This is a genomic window from Paenibacillus sp. 2TAF8, assembly GCF_052114825.1.
GTDB lineage: Bacteria > Bacillota > Bacilli > Paenibacillales > Paenibacillaceae > Paenibacillus.
In genome coordinates this window covers 59,013-76,030 of record NZ_JBFRFN010000003.1, presented here as the reverse complement: position 1 = coordinate 76,030, position 17,018 = coordinate 59,013, and the positions used below count along the sequence as shown (strand labels likewise).

General features: G+C 43.7%; 16 protein-coding genes. 13 read left to right on the top strand and 3 right to left on the bottom strand.

Annotated features, from left to right (window positions below; all coding sequences use genetic code 11):
- Positions 1–41: 41 nt before the first annotated feature.
- Together AB4Z30_RS06135 and AB4Z30_RS06130 are read right to left on the bottom strand one after the other, a co-directional pair.
- Positions 42–821, bottom strand: coding sequence for a hypothetical protein (locus AB4Z30_RS06135; protein ID WP_441924357.1), 780 nt, complete (start codon positions 819–821; stop codon positions 42–44).
- 161 nt (positions 822–982) lie between these two features.
- Positions 983–2,047 (bottom strand): suppressor of fused domain protein, encoded by a 1,065-nt coding sequence (locus AB4Z30_RS06130; protein ID WP_441924355.1) that lies wholly within the window; start codon positions 2,045–2,047, stop codon positions 983–985.
- Positions 2,048–2,194: 147 nt separating this feature from the next.
- Here AB4Z30_RS06130 and AB4Z30_RS06125 point away from each other — a divergent pair, with 147 nt between their 5' ends.
- The 6 genes from AB4Z30_RS06125 (at position 2,195) to AB4Z30_RS06100 (ending at position 11,028) form a co-directional block, all read left to right on the top strand.
- Positions 2,195–2,488 carry an antitoxin Xre/MbcA/ParS toxin-binding domain-containing protein gene (locus tag AB4Z30_RS06125; RefSeq protein WP_441924353.1) on the top strand — a complete coding sequence of 98 codons (294 nt, stop codon included), beginning with the start codon at positions 2,195–2,197 and terminating at the stop codon, positions 2,486–2,488.
- Between the two features lie 342 nt (positions 2,489–2,830).
- Complete coding sequence (locus tag AB4Z30_RS06120; protein ID WP_441924778.1) at positions 2,831–4,288, top strand: glycoside hydrolase family 1 protein; 1,458 nt, start codon at positions 2,831–2,833, stop codon at positions 4,286–4,288.
- Positions 4,289–4,532: 244 nt separating this feature from the next.
- A complete protein-coding gene (locus AB4Z30_RS06115) occupies positions 4,533–6,212 on the top strand; it encodes an S-layer homology domain-containing protein (RefSeq protein ID WP_441924351.1) in 1,680 nt (559 codons plus the stop codon).
- Positions 6,213–6,499: 287 nt separating this feature from the next.
- Complete coding sequence (locus tag AB4Z30_RS06110; RefSeq protein WP_441924349.1) at positions 6,500–7,924, top strand: glycoside hydrolase family 1 protein; 1,425 nt, start codon at positions 6,500–6,502, stop codon at positions 7,922–7,924.
- A 230-nt stretch (positions 7,925–8,154) separates the two neighbouring features.
- Positions 8,155–9,006, top strand: coding sequence for a BglG family transcription antiterminator LicT (licT, locus tag AB4Z30_RS06105; RefSeq protein WP_441924347.1), 852 nt, complete (start codon positions 8,155–8,157; stop codon positions 9,004–9,006).
- Positions 9,007–9,132: 126 nt separating this feature from the next.
- Complete coding sequence (locus AB4Z30_RS06100) at positions 9,133–11,028, top strand: beta-glucoside-specific PTS transporter subunit IIABC (protein WP_441924345.1); 1,896 nt, start codon at positions 9,133–9,135, stop codon at positions 11,026–11,028.
- Positions 11,029–11,180: 152 nt separating this feature from the next.
- Here AB4Z30_RS06100 and AB4Z30_RS06095 read toward each other — a convergent pair whose 3' ends face one another.
- On the bottom strand, positions 11,181–11,558 hold the full coding sequence (locus tag AB4Z30_RS06095) for a PilZ domain-containing protein (protein ID WP_441924343.1): 378 nt from the start codon (positions 11,556–11,558) through the stop codon (positions 11,181–11,183).
- 153 nt (positions 11,559–11,711) lie between these two features.
- On the opposite strand from AB4Z30_RS06095, the gene AB4Z30_RS06090 reads away from it, so the two are divergent.
- From AB4Z30_RS06090 to AB4Z30_RS06060, 7 genes are all read left to right on the top strand, one after another.
- Positions 11,712–12,173, top strand: coding sequence for a DUF6386 family protein (locus tag AB4Z30_RS06090; protein WP_441924341.1), 462 nt, complete (start codon positions 11,712–11,714; stop codon positions 12,171–12,173).
- A gap of 85 nt (positions 12,174–12,258) precedes the next feature.
- On the top strand, positions 12,259–12,924 hold the full coding sequence (locus tag AB4Z30_RS06085; protein WP_441924339.1) for a hypothetical protein: 666 nt from the start codon (positions 12,259–12,261) through the stop codon (positions 12,922–12,924).
- 26 nt (positions 12,925–12,950) lie between these two features.
- Positions 12,951–13,283 (top strand): hypothetical protein, encoded by a 333-nt coding sequence (locus AB4Z30_RS06080; RefSeq protein WP_441924337.1) that lies wholly within the window; start codon positions 12,951–12,953, stop codon positions 13,281–13,283.
- A 37-nt stretch (positions 13,284–13,320) separates the two neighbouring features.
- The gene (locus AB4Z30_RS06075) at positions 13,321–13,725 is read left to right on the top strand and encodes a hypothetical protein (protein WP_441924335.1); all 405 of its coding nucleotides are present in this window, start codon (positions 13,321–13,323) and stop codon (positions 13,723–13,725) included.
- Between the two features lie 184 nt (positions 13,726–13,909).
- Complete coding sequence (locus AB4Z30_RS06070; protein ID WP_441924776.1) at positions 13,910–14,416, top strand: sigma-70 family RNA polymerase sigma factor; 507 nt, start codon at positions 13,910–13,912, stop codon at positions 14,414–14,416.
- Positions 14,406–15,584, top strand: a complete 1,179-nt coding sequence (locus AB4Z30_RS06065; protein ID WP_441924333.1) for a DUF4179 domain-containing protein — start codon at positions 14,406–14,408, stop codon at positions 15,582–15,584. Before AB4Z30_RS06070 ends, AB4Z30_RS06065 begins: the two co-directional genes overlap by 11 nt.
- A gap of 196 nt (positions 15,585–15,780) precedes the next feature.
- Positions 15,781–16,824 carry a pectate lyase family protein gene (locus AB4Z30_RS06060; protein WP_441924331.1) on the top strand — a complete coding sequence of 348 codons (1,044 nt, stop codon included), beginning with the start codon at positions 15,781–15,783 and terminating at the stop codon, positions 16,822–16,824.
- The last annotated feature ends 194 nt before the right edge of the window (positions 16,825–17,018 follow it).

Below are 17,018 nucleotides of genomic sequence, written 5' to 3'. Positions count from 1 at the left end.
ACCCCGGAATGATCTGCTCAGATCGCTCCGGGGTTTTGGTTTTATTTGAATTGAATCGACTTTTTAATGTTGTCGATCTCGGCTTTGCTTTCTTCATCAAGATAAGTGAAGATGAAGTTGAACGCATAACCCTCAATAATAGTGCTGTAGTATTCTTGCGTGATTTTGCTTCCGTCACCTGCATCCGTCGTGATCTGCATCAGATCCATTTGTTTCCCACCGATGCTTTCAGTTGAGAAATCCTTGTATTCATAAGGGAAATTACTATCTTCCATAAACTTCTTGGTAGCTTTCAAGTAGTCCTCCCCTGTAAGAATGCCTTGCAACAAGCTAACCTTCTCGGCGATGGCCATTGCAGATGGGCCAACCTTGCCGCCATCGAGTGGATATTGGGATGCCATGAGCAGGTTCAATGTCTTGGCTTGAGACAGTTCCATCTGCTTTTTCTTCTTTTCATCGTCACCGGCAATCGCTTCAGAGGAAGCACTGGTCAGTTGGTTCATGCCCTCTGCATCTTGATACTCCCATGTTTCCGGGAATTTCAGGGATACGCCAAAATAGTCATTGGTGTAGGAGCCTTTCTGCGTTGTTCCTAGCTCAACTTTTGATGTGTTGTCGGTTTCTTTGTTATCTTCGCTGGCTGCGTCTGTTTTTTCGGCATCGTCGGTTTTTGCTGTGCCAGCATCAGCGCCCGCGGTTGTTTCTGTGGCGGCAGGCTCGTTTGATTTTGCATTGTTATCTGCTTTGTCTCCGCAGGCAGCGACTACGATCATCATCATGATGAGCATAGCGAATAAAGATGTTTTTTTCATAGTAGACATAATACCCTCCTGAGATGTGTGTTATTCTCTCTCTGTGTTGTGCTGATTAAAATTGTAGCACGTATGTTCTCTACTGCCACCTATAGGAAACTATAGGGGTCTCCTATAAATAAGACAATTGGCTAGCCATTGAAACAGCTTCAGTGATGCAATTGCGTTGATTATCCGATTGTTTTAATTACATTCCCTTCCTGATCTTTAATCTGTGTGGGTACAATCTCAATCTGAAGCTTGTCCAGTGAAGGGACCTGAAAGGAAGCGGCTTGCGGGCGAAGGTGCTCTGTAATTTCAAGCACAGCTTGCTGATCCACAGTCAATCTGACTTCACGCTCCGTTTCAGCCAGAGATGCATGCTCCCCAGCTTCAAAGATGATATTGACGTCTGGGCCGATCAGGGACAATGTTGCTTTTTTGGCGATTCTGCTGCGCAGGATGCTGGCTAGTAGGGTTGCTTGTTGGGCACCCAACTGAAGCTTGGCAGGAATGTTTTTCTGTAACAGCTTTTTGCGCGGAGACTCCCAGCTCAGTTGTTGGATGAATAAAAAGGCCGTGCTTGAACCGTCTTCCTCAATGCCGCGCTCCGTCGCCTTGATCACCGAAGGGATATCTGCGTAGGAATTCCTCATCAGATCGGTTACATATTTAGGCATATAGCTTTCACAGCCAGCCAGGAAACCACGGGTATTCCAGCTCTGGATCATCTCCAGTTCACGGTAGGTGATGCCGACCATTTGGATAAATTGAACAGAGCCATTCGGCGTATTCAGTTCAGGTAAATCGGGATCTTCTACGAATGCGAGTGCAGTCAACAGCGTATCGGAGTTCAGGCAGATCGGGCCGTTGGCATCCAGATAATCTCCGGGCTGAAACAGGTTACCGCTGTTAAAGACGTATCGCCCCATATTTTGGAGTAGATTGAGTGCCCAGGCCGGCGGCTCGGATTCATTTTCACAGCGTGTAAGACGAAATGTAAGTTCAAAACCATATCCACTTCGGGATGCATCATCGCTCTCTTTGTCGTAGAGCTCCGAGAAACCATATGTTACAAAATGCCAATGAGGCATCGGCGTATCTACCGCATAGGCACTTATCCCGTCCAGTGGGTCAGGTCCGCCAAGCATATATGGAATGGCTGTGCCATAATGTTTAGGTTCTTGCTCTCCGTACAAATGCTGCACAGCTTGGTCAATGGCGTCCCAGCCAGATGTGTTTTCTTCTTCGGTCATGATGTGTTCCTCCTTGATTGTTCTCTCCCTGAAAATCATTTAAAATTAAGTCTACTAGTTATAACAGCGACTACAAGCGGCTTAAGGATGAATTCTCTGAGATAGGACCAGGGGGTTACATATCTAAATGAGAAGGAGAAATGTTACATGAGTATGCAAGATATGTATTTGTCTGCATTTAAACAGGAGCACTGGGATTCCTTCGTTGAACTATTTGATGAATGGTATGCTCAATTGCCCAATGAATGGAAAGAAGAGGCACGATTAAAAGGTATTCCAGACGATATTAGCCGGGTACTCTTATGTGAAATGAAAGACTCCGCATTAAAATGGATAGATAAAAAAGTTCCAGCTCTGGGGGACGAAAGTCCTGCAAGTTATCTGGAAACCGAGGAAGGAGCCAAAGCCCTGCGGGCAGCGATTTTGCGAATGCCACGTTAAAAATAGCTTTAGAAATGATGTTAGAAATAAGATATTATACATTATTAATACGTTGTTAGGTGATCTTAAAGAGGATCTGGACCGTACGTTTCTGGTGAATTTGATTTTACAAAATAAATATGTTACGCTTACATCACAAGAGCAAAACAACAGAATATGTTATAACATCTTTTGATGGATTGTAACTGTGAAGACAGGCAAAACCTAAACTGATGGTGAAATGAAAGCCCCTTTTTTGGTGCTATTTTACCCTGAGTTTAGGTTTTTCTTGTTTTCTGCTCTGTTTTGGAGTTGCTCTTACGTATGGAAAACCAAAAATTATTTCGAAAAGAGGTTGTTATGATGACCACGGCAAAAAAAGGATTCCCTGAAAACTTCTTGTGGGGCGGCGCTACAGCTGCGAACCAATTGGAAGGCGCATTCGATAAGGACGGAAAAGGTCTCTCCACAGCGGACATGATCGCTCATGTGCCAAAAGAAAAGCGCACGGGTGGACATGCCATGGAAATTTCCTCTTCCCGAATCGAAGAGATTCTCGCTGGCAAAATTGAAGAACGTTTCCCGAAACGTTTTGGTATTGATTTCTACCACCGTTTTAGAGAAGATATTGCACTGTTCGCTGAAATGGGCTTCAAAGTATTCCGTTTGTCCATTCACTGGGCACGTATTTTCCCGAACGGTTATGATCAGGCACCGAATGAAGCAGGTCTGAAATTCTATGATGAAGTATTTGACGAACTGCATAAATACGGCATTGAACCGCTCGTTACATTGTCTCACTACGAGACTCCACTTGGTTTGACGCAAAAATACAATGGCTGGGCAAGTCGTGAAGTGATCGGACACTATGTTCGTTACGCTGAAACGGTATTCAACCGTTATAAAAACAAAGTGAAATACTGGCTGACATTTAACGAGATCAATGTGATGGTGTTCAGTCCGTACACTGGCGGCGGTATTCTAATTGATAAAGTGGATAACAAACTGCAAACTACGTATCAAGCATTGCATCATCAATTTGTAGCAAGTGCTATGGTTACGAAGCTTGCACATGAGATTATCCCTGGCTCCCAAGTGGGCTGTATGCTTGCACGCATGGAAACTTATCCCGCGACTTGTAATCCGGTAGATGTTCAACTGGCTCAGCATGAGAATCAGCTTAATCTCTTCTTCACAGACATGCACGCTCGTGGTAAATACCCGAACTACATGGCGCGTTATTTTGATGAGAATAACATTGTTATTCAAAAAGAAGCAGGCGATGATGAGATTTTGCTGAACAACACGGTAGATTTCATCTCCTTCAGTTACTACATGTCTGTGACCAAATCGGCTTCTGCGGATGCGGCTGAGACAGCAGGTAACCTGACAGGCGGCGTGAAAAACCCTTATCTGGAAGCTTCTGACTGGGGATGGGAGATCGACCCAATCGGTCTGCGCGTAACGTTGAACAACTTCTGGGATCGTTATCAAAAACCACTCTTTATCGTTGAGAATGGTCTGGGTGCGTATGACAAAGTGGAAGAGGATGGTTCCATCCATGACTCGTACCGCGTAGATTACCTCAAAAAGCACATCGAACAGATGAAAGAGGCTATCAAAGATGGCGTTAAGCTGATTGGTTTTACTGCATGGGGCCCGATTGACCTCGTGAGTATGTCGACTTCCGAGATGTCCAAACGTTATGGTTTTATCTACGTGGATCTGGATGATGAAGGCAACGGAACACTTGCACGCTCCAAAAAAGATTCATTTGATTGGTACAAAAATGTGATTGCCAGCAATGGTGAGCAACTGTAATTCTTTCGCTCTGAACAATACCATATTAGAGTGAATGAGTTAGAGATATACACCAGAAATAGACACCAGAAATAAAGATCAGAAAATTCAGTGATGACATTCTTAGGATTGTTACCGCACAGGAGCGGGCAAAACCTGACTTAAAAGTGTGATATGAGCTTTAGCTTCATACAACCCTTTTGGTTGGCGCTTGTCCGCTTTTTTACTTTGGAATCATAACATCATATGAGCTGGAGGGGTTCTTTTGAACAAGTGGAATAAAGGCATTAAACTAGTATCCTGTATGTTAGCACTAACGCTGAGTCTGAGTGTGATCTGGCCTGGGACAACAGGTGCAGAAAGCGCAGAAGTAACGCAAATTCAGGCGAATACGTTTGTTGGAGATCCGGGTGAGATGGTTGAATCCTTCGACATTACGGTTGCAGACGTGGAAAAATACAAAAATCTGAAGGCAACGGACTTCGATATTACAGGGAATTATGACGGTTATCCGTTAAATGCTGCAGGAGAAATTGTGCAAGACAATTACGAAGACGATGGCATCACGTTGTCCATGAAGGATAACACCATCCACATGACCGTGAAACCTTTCAAATATCCTGGAGGTCTGAAATCTGAGTTTGCGGTAACCAATAAAACGTATCCAGAGCTTTCTTTTGATAAAAAAAGTGTAAATCAGGTAAAAACCCGCACCGTCGATGAGTTTGAAAAAGCAGAATTTACTGCAAGCAATGGTGTAACGCTATCCTATAACCTGAAGCGCAGTCCTTCCAAAGAAGCGAAGCCGCTCATGGTATGGCTTCACGGCGGTGGTGAAGTTGGAACAGACGGGCGTAATCATCTGACTGCGAATCGCGGTGCGGTAGTCTGGACGGAATCGGGGTATGATACTTCTGTACTGGCTGTGCAATATCCTGAGAATTACAGTTTCAAAATTTACAACAATGCAGAGCAGTTACCGATTATGAAGGCATACTTTGAAGCTCAGGTTGAGTTGATCCAAAAGCTTGTTGCTGAAGGTGAAGTAGACCCTGACCGCATTTATCTGTCTGGTGTATCTAGTGGCGGTGGAGGTGCATTCCGCTTCCTGATGCAGTATCCTGATCTGTTTGCTGGAGCAATCATCGTTGCTGCCAAAGATACCGTTGCGGATTATACAGGTTCCGTTGACGCTTTCAAGCAAGAACTGAAAGGTATTGTGGATGTGCCAATGTGGATTATGCACGCTCAAAATGACCCAACAACAGATAGTCATACTAGCTCACTTGCTTATCAGGCATTGACCGAAATGGGAGCTAAACAGGTACATTTAACGTTATATGATGATGCTTATATGGACAGTCACAGATTCTACGGAGGTTTGAAACACTGGTCATGGGTACCTGCTTTCAACAATAAAGAGGTTATCGCAAGTCTGTTCAAACTTCATAAAGGTACGGCTGGAGAGCAGCCAGTTGCTTCATCAGAGCATGGTGTAAAACCTATGGAACCTATAACTCGTGCACAGATCGCAGTCGTTCTAGCTGATGCTCTGCAACTCCCGGAAGCAACTGCAACATATCCTTATGTGGACAGTGCTCCCGAATGGGCTGCTCAAGCCATCGCGAAGGTGACCAAGGCAGGTCTAATGAGAGGTGTCGGAAACCAAATGTTTGCACCTGAGAGCGAAGTAACACGTGCGCAGATGGCAGTTATTGTAGACCAGATTCTGACTAATAAGGATTGGAAGCCTGCTACAGATTCAGTGGAGCTGGTGTTTGGTGATATCGACAGTAAGCATTGGGCACATACAGCCATTCAGAATAGCGCTCGTGCTGGTGTAATGACGGGTGTGAGCAATGGGAAGTTTGATATGAAGCAAACCGTAACAGGTGTACAACTTGAGCGAATCATGCAGCGACTAGAGCAAGTGGGCACAAAATAAAGCTCTGAATGGATAGAAAATAAATTTTATATAAGTTGAACTATTTATTTACACTTGAACGGAAAGGACAGAAAAAACCTGGAAAAGAGGAGCTAAAAGCTTTCTGAAAGAAAGCTACGTCGGAAGCATACGCCTCGCCTTTATCACCGGATTTTCCCCTTTGGAAAAGGGGATCGAAAAAATCTGGGGGTAACAGCGATTAGAAGGTTATTCTGTCATCGGAGTGGATTGTGTAAAATCTTTAGTTCAATTTATATAGACATTCAATGTTGAGAGGATGAAACAAAATGACTACACCATTTCCGAAGGATTTCCTGTGGGGCGGCGCAGTAGCGGCGAACCAGCTGGAGGGAGCGTATAATGCCGATGGCAAAGGTTTGTCTGTACAGGATGTTATGCCACATGGTATTACAACACCAAGAACGGAAGGGCCTACCGAAGATAACTTAAAATTGATTGGTATAGATTTTTATAACCGCTACAAAGAGGATGTTAAACTGTTTGCCGAGATGGGCTTTAAGGTGTTCCGTACATCCATTGCCTGGTCGCGCATTTTCCCTAAAGGTGACGAACTGGAGCCAAACGAGAAAGGTCTGCAATTCTATGATGATCTGTTCGATGAGTGCCACAAATACGGCATTGAACCGCTCGTAACGATCTCTCACTATGAGACACCCCTTCATTTGTCTAAAACCTATGATGGATGGGTTAATCGTAAAATGATCGAGTTTTACGAACGCTATGTTACCGTGCTGTTTAATCGTTTCAAAGGCAAAGTGAAATACTGGTTGACCTTCAATGAGATCAACTCCATTCTGGAAGAACCATTCATGAGCGGTGGTATCTATACACCTAAATCTGAATTGTCCAAGCAGGATCTGTACCAAGCGATCCATCATGAATTGGTAGCCAGTGCGCTTGCGGTTAAACTCGGTCATGAGATTATGCCGGAAGCGAAAATCGGGTGCATGGTGCTTAGCATGCCGACATATCCGCTCACACCGAATCCGGACGACATTGTTGCAGCGATGCACGCAGAGCAACGTAATGATATTTTTGCTGATATCCATGCACGTGGTTATTATCCAAAATACATTAATCGTTATTTCAAAGCGAATAACATCAACATTAAGTTCGAAGAGGGGGATGAGGAAATTCTCAAACACACCGTAGATTTCATCTCCTTCAGCTATTATGTAAGTATTTGCGAGACCGGTGATCCGGAAAAACGTAAAGAGGGTAAAGGGAACCTGTTTGCAGGAGTTCAGAACCCTTACTTGAAAGCAAGTGAATGGGGCTGGCAGATTGATCCTCAGGGCTTGCGCGTAACCCTCAATAAATACTGGGACCGTTATCAGAAACCGTTGTTTATTGTCGAAAATGGTTTGGGCGCCGTAGATGAGTTGATTACAGATGAGAACGGCAATATAACGGTCCATGATGACTACCGCATTCAATACTTGAATGATCACCTGGTGCAGGTTGGAGAAGCACTTGAAGACGGTGTCGAAGTCATGGGGTACACGTCATGGGGCTGTATTGACTTGGTAAGTGCATCTACAGCAGAGATGAAGAAACGTTATGGTTTCATCTATGTTGATCGTAATAATGATGGTTCTGGTACACTGGAGCGTTATAAGAAAAAATCTTTCCATTGGTACAAAGAAGTTATTAGTACGAATGGCGCAAGTCTCAAAAAGAATAACGCATAGTTATGATTCAAAAGACCTTGTTGTATGCGTGCATCTTATGTCGCATTAACGCACATTAACCGCTTTCAGAAAAACATTGTCACATGCGATTTAATATGGTAAGATAGGCCCAAGGCTAAAGAATACTGGATTGTTACTGTTCAATCAGGCAAAACCAGAGGCAGGCATACTTCATGACCTGTTTTGGTTTTGCCTTTTACTACTTTGACGGTGCAAGGTGATGTGAAGAAATGAAAATTGAGAAGGTGCTAAACAACAACGTAGTTACTGTAATTGACCCGGGAGGCAACGAACTGGTCGTTATGGGACGTGGAATTGCCTTCAAAAAGCATACAGGTGAATCCATTGACGAGAGTCTCGTTGAAAAAATATTTTCGCTCGAAAGCAAGGAAGTTTCCCAAAAATTAAAGACGCTTCTGTCCGATATTCCTGTTGAATATATGGAGTGCTCGGATGAAATCATACGCTACGCCGAGACGGTGCTGGGTGAGAAGCTTCATGAAAGCATCTATATTTCATTGACTGATCATATTCATTTTGCTATTGACCGACATCGTCAAGGATTGCAGATCCGTAATGCATTATTTTGGGAAATCAAGCGTATGTATCGGAAGGAATATGCGATCGGACTCAAGGCATTGCAGATTATTGAAGAAACGTTAGGTGTTCTTCTTCCCGAGGACGAATGTGCATTCATCGCGATGCATCTGGTTAACGCCCAGATGAATGGTGAGATGAGAGAAACGATCAGTATTACGAATATCGTGAAGGATATTCTAAACATCGTTCGGCGCAGTTTCGTGATTGAACTCGATGAAGATTCACTAAGTTATTACCGATTCCTGACCCATCTTAAGTTCTTTGCTCAACGCGTATTGCAAGGTACAGCGATTGAAGACAAGGAAGAGGATAATCCGCTTCATGATCTGGTGAGCAAACAATATCCGGAAGCACATGCTTGTGCAGTCAAGATTAACGATTATACACGTAAAATATATAATCGCGTCTTATCGAAGGAAGAAGTGTTGTACCTCACGATTCATATCGAACGTATTGTCCGAAATGAACAAATAATTGAATAATTCGGGATTGTTACTACAAAAAAGGCAAAACCTAAACGTTGAAACATGATAAGCTATTCTGCTTTGTCATGGTTCAGTGTTTAGGTTTTTTTTAAACCTTCAATACACATAAAGGAGCAAAACACAATGGATAAACAACAATTGTCCAAAGATATTCTGAAGCTTGTTGGTGGCGAAGAGAACGTTGATCAAGTGACCCACTGTATGACAAGACTCAGATTTAACTTAAATGACAACAAAAAAGCAGACAAAGAAACATTAAAGAACACACCTGGGGTTATGGGTGTTATGGAGAATGGTGGACAGTTCCAGGTCATCATCGGTAATGATGTACCGAAGGTATACAATGCGCTAGTAGGCAACATGTCGAAATCTCCAAACGCAGATGCATCGTCAGGTGCGGCAAGTGGTAATAAGCAAAAGAAAAATCCGATAAGTGCCGTGTTTGACTTCATTTCAGGCGTATTTACTCCAATCCTGCCTGCAATCACAGGCGCAGGTATGATTAAGGGAATTGTGGCATTGCTCCTTACCTTCGGTTGGATCAATGCTGAAAGCTCCACATATATTATTTTGTCTGCTATTGGTGACGGTGCGTTCTACTTCCTGCCAATTATTCTCGGTATTAGTACAGCACGTAAACTTGGCAGCAACATGTATATTGGTGCGGCAATCGGTGCATCCGTTATGCATCCTACGATTACGGCTCTTTTAGCACCAGGGGAAAATGTATCGTTTATTGGATTGCCGGTTGTAGCAGCAACATATGCTTCTTCCGTTATACCAATTCTGATCGCGGTATGGCTGGCTTCTTATGTTGAGAAAGCAATTGATAAAGTAACACATGCTTCATTGAAACTGATCATTGTTCCGACAGTTACGTTGTTAATCATTGTTCCTGTAATGATGATCGCTGTTGGACCACTTGGTGTAATTATCGGTAATGGTTTGACAGACGGCATCAACTGGTTGTTCAATAATGCAGGCTTGTTTGCAGGTTTGCTTGTTGGAGGAACATTCTCACTGTTGATTATCACGGGTATGCACTACGCCCTTGTTCCGATTATGATTGGATCTATCGCTACTTTGGGATTCGACTATTTGATTCCGCTTATGATGATTGCAAACTTTGCACAAGCAGGTAGTGCACTAGGGGTATCCTTTAAGTCTAAAAACAAACAAATTAAATCTTTGTCCGCATCAACTGGTGTTACAGCCCTCATGGGGATCACGGAACCAGCAATGTATGGGGTAAATATGAGATTTAAAAAGCCTTTTGTTGCAGCTCTGATTGGTGGAGCAATTAGTGGAGCGTTCATCAGTTTCTTCCAAACCAAAGCTTATGTTATTGGCGGACTTGCAGGTCTATCAGGTATTCCAATGATTATCGGTCCGACATTTGTATATGCTATGATTGGAATTGTGCTTGCTGTTGTCATCTCAGCTGTATTAACCTACATTCTTGGTTTTGAAGATGTTCCTGAAGCGGCGCCAACATCTGCTACTGAAACAGCAACACCGGTATCAACAACCTCAGTTCCAGTTGTAACTGAAGAAACACAAGCACAGGATGAGCAAGTATTCAGCCCGATCACGGGTGAAGTGAGACCGCTTAGTGAAGTACCTGACCCTGCGTTTTCTGAAGAAATTATGGGTAAAGGTTTTGCAATTCAACCGACAGAAGGCCGTGTTGTTTCTCCAATCAACGGAACGGTATTCTCATTATCGAAGAGCGGACATGCCATTGGCCTCGTAAGTGATACAGGTGCAGAAATGCTGATTCACATCGGGATTGATACGGTGAAGTTGAAAGGCCAGTTCTTCTCTCCTAAAGTTCAGGCAGGAACCAAGGTTTCTGTGGGTGATGTCTTGATGGAGTTCGACCGTGAAGAGATTGAGAAAGCGGGTTATACAACGATTACACCGGTAATCATAACCAACATGCATCAATATACTTCTATTGAGTCTGCTGGTCGCACAACCGTTAAGGAACAAGAACTGTTGTTCACGGCAAAAGCATAATTCAATATAACAAAAGCAGTTGCTTCGTGGAATATATCCAGAGGAGCAGCTGCTTTTTTCGTTTTAATTATGAAGATGTCCCTATGTACATTGTAGAGAGACCTGTGCAATCTGAATCAGCTTTATTTTAAGAAAAACATAATTGTGTATCATTATTTGACGACGATTTTGCCTTGTCCTGCGAGCATGCGCATTTCCCTGGACAGGCGATCCTGATCTTCAACTGCGACTTCAAGTTGCACACCGTAACGCCACACCATGTTATGTTCCATCCCCCAGCGAAGTGTGCCTTCAATATATAACAAGTCTTCAAACAGCTTCAGGTTGATGCCGATGCGAATATCGTTATGTTCTACAGGGAGGGACAGTGGAAAAGCAAGCTGACAGCCAGAGCGGCTGATATCACGCAATTCGGCTTGAATGGGCTTAGGAGGGCCATCCATGCCATTAATGCTCAAAATGTATATTTCGAAGTGCATAGGTTCCTTCAGAGTATAACGAAAAGGTTCTTTCCTATTATTAATTGGCATAGATTCCTCCATCAAATTCAAAAAAATTCCGTTATCGTTATATCGTCAGTTGTGTACCAGAAATGAAGAGTACCGCAGCAGAGATGGTTCGAGAGTTCGATTTTATGTGTGGATTGTGCTTGTTATAATGTAAGAAAGAAAGGATGGATGAGCATGCAAGGAACATTTCAGATGGAAACAGATACAGCCACGTTATGCTGTTATGATCTGGCGTCACTGGAGCATCGTCTTCAGGATACAGCCGATTGGTGGTCGATCCCGGATGATGAACTGGAGGAGGTCAACGCAGGTCATTGTCTGTTTCTGAATCTAGGTGAGGACGGAACGTATGAAGTGCACTGGAATGTACGAGAAGCTGTTTGGGAAACAGGTAGTGAAGCAGAGCAAGAAAAGACGTATTTTCTGCAAGTTCCTTCGGGCACGGTTTACTTAGGTGCAGCAGATGATGTCAGCGGTGGTGAACTGGAGCCGGATGAGTTATCCCAAGGAGTTTTCTTACAACTAAACTCTGGAAATTATGCTTGCACTGTGTTTAAAAAGGAAAACCAGATATCGGTCACGATTCAACCTAGTGATCAAGGGAAGAACCTGTTACACGATTTGATCCGACTATAGTTTGAATTACATTGATTAAATAAATTACATACCTAGATCATTTTTAGGAGAGATGGATATGCCTCATTGGAGCGGGACATCAATCATGAATGCTACTATTTTGCACCAGCGGATAAAAGCACTTGCGGCACTTGATATCATTCTGTCAGAGCAGGAATGGCTTCGCGTACATCGTTATCACAGCAACACACTCCAGCCAGATACAGCATGGGGAAGCGTGGATAACGGGGCAGGGGACCATCTGCATGTATTGTTTACGAATACGGGGACTTTGCTCAAAGGGTTTGATCATGAATCCCCGCTCAGTCCGCATAACCGTGAGGATGGTGAAATTCATCCGGGCATGTACGATGAGGTACCGGAGGAGTTCATGCGTCTATTAGGTCAACACGAGGAAACGCTGGCTCGGGAGGATGTGACTTTCTGTATGTGGCAGGAAGGGCACAGTCCGGATTGGAAAGCAGGCAGTTGGATTGGATTTGCAATGGCTCAGGAAGACGAATCGGATGCCGAAGGTGGAGWAGCATTTCTGCTCGGTTATATCGAGGAAACACCGGAATCATATATCGATTGGGCAGTAGATTACTACGATATACAGGATATGTCTTTGGCTGCTGTGACTGAAATATATAGCGAAGCACCGATTAGTGCTGACCTGATCCGAGAATTGAATCCGAAGCGTGATGTGTTCGTCGCGATGGATGAACTACAGCAATCTGGATACGCAGTGCAGCGAAGTGAAGCCCGGTAAACGATGTTTGAGGGAGGAATCACGTTATGGGTTGGGAGTATGGGATCAGAACGAAGGAGCAGGAGCACAGCAGGTTGACTGAAATCATGTCGCGACTGGCTGCTTCACTGACGCATAGCAGGATGCACAGCGTAGAACAACATACGGATGGTTTTAGTCTTTTGCGTGATGATGAATCCTGGCCAAAAGCTTTGGAGGTATGGCTAGAGGAAGCAAGCGGGTTGGATGAAGTAGCGGATGGTGAACAATACATCTACTGCCTGTTCCATATCTGGGGGGAGGAAGGACGAACCTGGAAAGAGCAGATGGAGGGTGTAACGAATCAGTATCCAGAAGTATTTGAATGGTTTGAATTGTGAGTGCCTGAGGTGGTGATCCGGGAAAGGAGTGAATGTTGTGCAAAGACAAGCCAAAAGTAAAATTCCGGTGCTCCTTTATCAGTATGAAGGCCCGGAGAGGAACATCGGGTTTACCTTATCTCCCCTGTACCTGAACGAAGATGTGCGTGAGATAAGACAGGAGGATATGCTGTTTATCTATGATGAGGATTTCAAGCATATTCGTCCAGCAATCAATCGTGCTTTCCCTTTAACGGACCCGCAAAGTGGAGAAGAGCTACAGGCGTTTGATCCTTGCTGGGATAATCCGATGGTGAAAGAGGTATGGGTGGGGATTTTGTCCGAGTTGGAGCAGGTGAAAGTTGTTGAACCGGAACTGCGGGTGTTCCTAGATTCGTTGACAACCTGGATTCGGAAAGTGCTGGCTTCAGCTGACGGGATTGAAGTTACGGGCAATCTGTAAGTAGATGTAATTCCATTACGAGTGCAGGAATAGCAGCTCCTATCTATGGATGGGGAGCTTTTTTTCGTATAAAAAAATAATGAAAACGGTTTGGTCGGTTCATCCGTCTTATACCACAGAGAGAGAAGAGGAGGGGAACAGGGTGGATAGCGAGACAGGGATGAAGCAGTTGGACTGGATACATATGCACGATGAATCAGTGTTTATTAATTCCGTTACGGAGCATCAGGATACGTTGTTATCCATTGCCTATAGCTATTTACGGAATCGGCAGGATGCACTGGAAGCGATACAAGAGATGACCTGCAGGGCCTGGATTAAACGTCGTACGCTAAAAAATGATAAGGCATTTAAATCATGGATTATTCGAATTTTGATTTATGTCTGTATTGACGAACAGCGCCGCCGCAAGCGAACTATACTTCAGCCGGATGAGAGCATGGAGAAAAATATCCCGGCTTCGTGGATGATTAGTGCCCGAGATAATCGTATAGCCATGCAGTCTCTTTTGCTGAAAATAAAACCGAAGTATCGACATGTATTGTTACTCAAGTACTACAACGATATGACACTTACAGATATTGCTTCGATCCTTGGCAAACCGGAAGGTACGATTAAGACATGGCAGCATAAAGGTCTTGAACAATTACGGAAGCTGATGAAGAACAGGAGGGATTGGCATGACCACTAGCCCGGAGGAAAAAGCATTGCTGGCAGATGCATATGAGATTAACAAGAAGCACAAAGAGTTGCATTCGGCCGATACGACTGTTGCCATACAACGTGGCTTGGCGGAAGCCAAAGCGAGTAGATCAAGTAAAAGCAGACGTGGAAAATGGATCACGGTATTATCCGCTGTATCACTTGCCGTGGCGGTTATTCTGCTCGCATCACTTGGAGACTTCGGTCAACAACGGTTGACCTCTTCCCAGTCTGAAGTTCATTGGGGAGAATTGGAGCCTTTTCGTGAGTTGCTGCGCAGAGATCAGGAGAGTGCTACCCTTACCTCAGCCCTCAACCATAATTATGTTCAGCGTTTAGATCAGACAGTGACGATGGGGAAATACACGTTTACGCTGGATGCGTTGATGGCGGATGAGAATCGAGTCATTCTCTTATACTCTGCTCAGACGGATACATCGAGTGGGGTATATTCCATAGAGAACACGAAATTAATGGATGCATCGACAGGATATGTGATTGATAACGGCAGCATCAACGGTATCCGTTTCTCAGATCAGAATAATGTCCTTCGAGGCCGTACCACATTTGATCGAAGTCGAAGCCAGCCGCTTCCAGAAAAATTAAATTTTGAATTTCAGCTTTCTTCTGTCGTTCCCGATAATCGTGAGCATGGAAAAGCGAATGGAAAAGGAGAAGAGCAGGAACAGCGGGAGGGGAATTCGCAGGAACGAAAGTACGAATTTTCTAAAAAAATGAATGTTGTCGTTGCGTTGGACCCGAAATTTTCAATCCCAAAAACGGAAACGATCCCTGTGAATCGAACGTTCAAGTTCGGGGAGTACGAAGTGTTGATATCGGACGTGGAAATTTCGCCGTTGGTAACACACGTAAGGCTTGATTATGATCCCAAACAAAAGCTTGACTATGAGAAGGAGTCGTTCATTAGCGATATCATTCAGCCGTTTGAGCTCGTCACGACCTCCAAAAAAGGGGAGAAGACAATCTTATCTAGGAATGGAGGCAGAGGCACGGAGAATGGCATGGTTTATTCGTTCAATAGCAATTCTCTTGATGAACCCGAATCGATCGTATTGAAGATGAAAGGAAAACCCGGTAAGGTCTATCGAAATATACAAGATGTTGCGAAAGATCAGTTCGAAATCAAAATTAAATAGACGCATTAGAAGAGACGGGATGAGTTCATGTTGTATATGTGACATGTTCTCATCTTTCTGTTTTTTCACGATATCTGACCTGCTGTTGCAAAAAAGATAAAATAATTGTCCTTTTGCAATAATGGTATTGTCACAATGCAGGTTACAAGCTATAATCGAGTTGTTTGAGGGATAAATTACAAAGGATGGTGATATTTTGAAGAAGTTTTCATTGCTTTTACTCGCAGTCACTTTATTGTTGTTAACGGTTTCAACAGCCCCTGCTACATATGGTGCAGCAAACTATCCCAACACGGGCACAAATGGTTTAACTGGTTTTGCTGGTAATGCGAAGAATGAGAACGGTGTATCCAAGGCGGCGACGACAGGAGGCAGGAACGGCCAGGTCGTGTATGTCAGTAATCTGAATGATCTGAGAACACACATGGCAGGGTCTACAGCCAAGATTGTCGTTGTGGAACAGAATATTTCTTCATCCAGCTTGCAAAAAGTTGAATTTGGTTCCAACAAAACATTGGTAGGTTCTTTTGACAGACATACGTTAACGAACATTCACTTCAGATCCACTTCGGGATCAAGCAATGTGATCTTTCAGAATCTGACGTTTAATCACTCTGCGAACATCAATGCCAACGATGATATCCAGATGTACATTACTTCCGGTTCCAACTATTGGATCGACCATGTTACATTTTCAGGTCATAACTACAGTTCTGGCGGCAGTGATCTGGATAAGCTTCTGTATATCGGTGACCGCGCAGACTATATCACGATCAGTAACTCCAAATTTGCGAATCACAAATATGGCATTATTCTAGGACACCCGAATGACGGCAACAGTAGCTATAACGGTGTGCCTCATGTGACGATGTCCAATAACTATTTTGAAAACTTGTATGTACGTGGTCCTGGACTCATGCGTTATGGTTTCTTCCACATCAAAAACAATTATGCTAATAACTTTAACCAGGCGATTACGATCGGAGAAAAAGCGCGTATTTATTCCGAAAACAATTACTTTGGCGCAGGAGCTGAAAAAGGCGGCATTCTAGACGACAAAGGTAAAGGAGAATTTACGGATAAAGGTAGCACACCTGCTCTGAACAGCCCGGTTTCTCCAAAAACCAACTGGAGACCAAGTAATAACTACAGCTATCAGGTTGAAAGCGCGGCATATGCACGTGAGTTTGTTACGAAATATGCCGGATCATCGAATACAACACTAGTATTTGGCAAGTAACAGCCGGAAGGTATATGAGATCCTCTATAAAGGATGAGGTAGAGAGTTTGCTTTATGCGTATCTACGCATGGGCAGGCTCTTTATTTTGTTTATGATCATATGCAACGATATTATTTTGAAGTTCCTATCTCAATTACATGATTTACAGCCGATATATACTAACGTAGCGCTGTGTACATGTTTATGAAGCCTA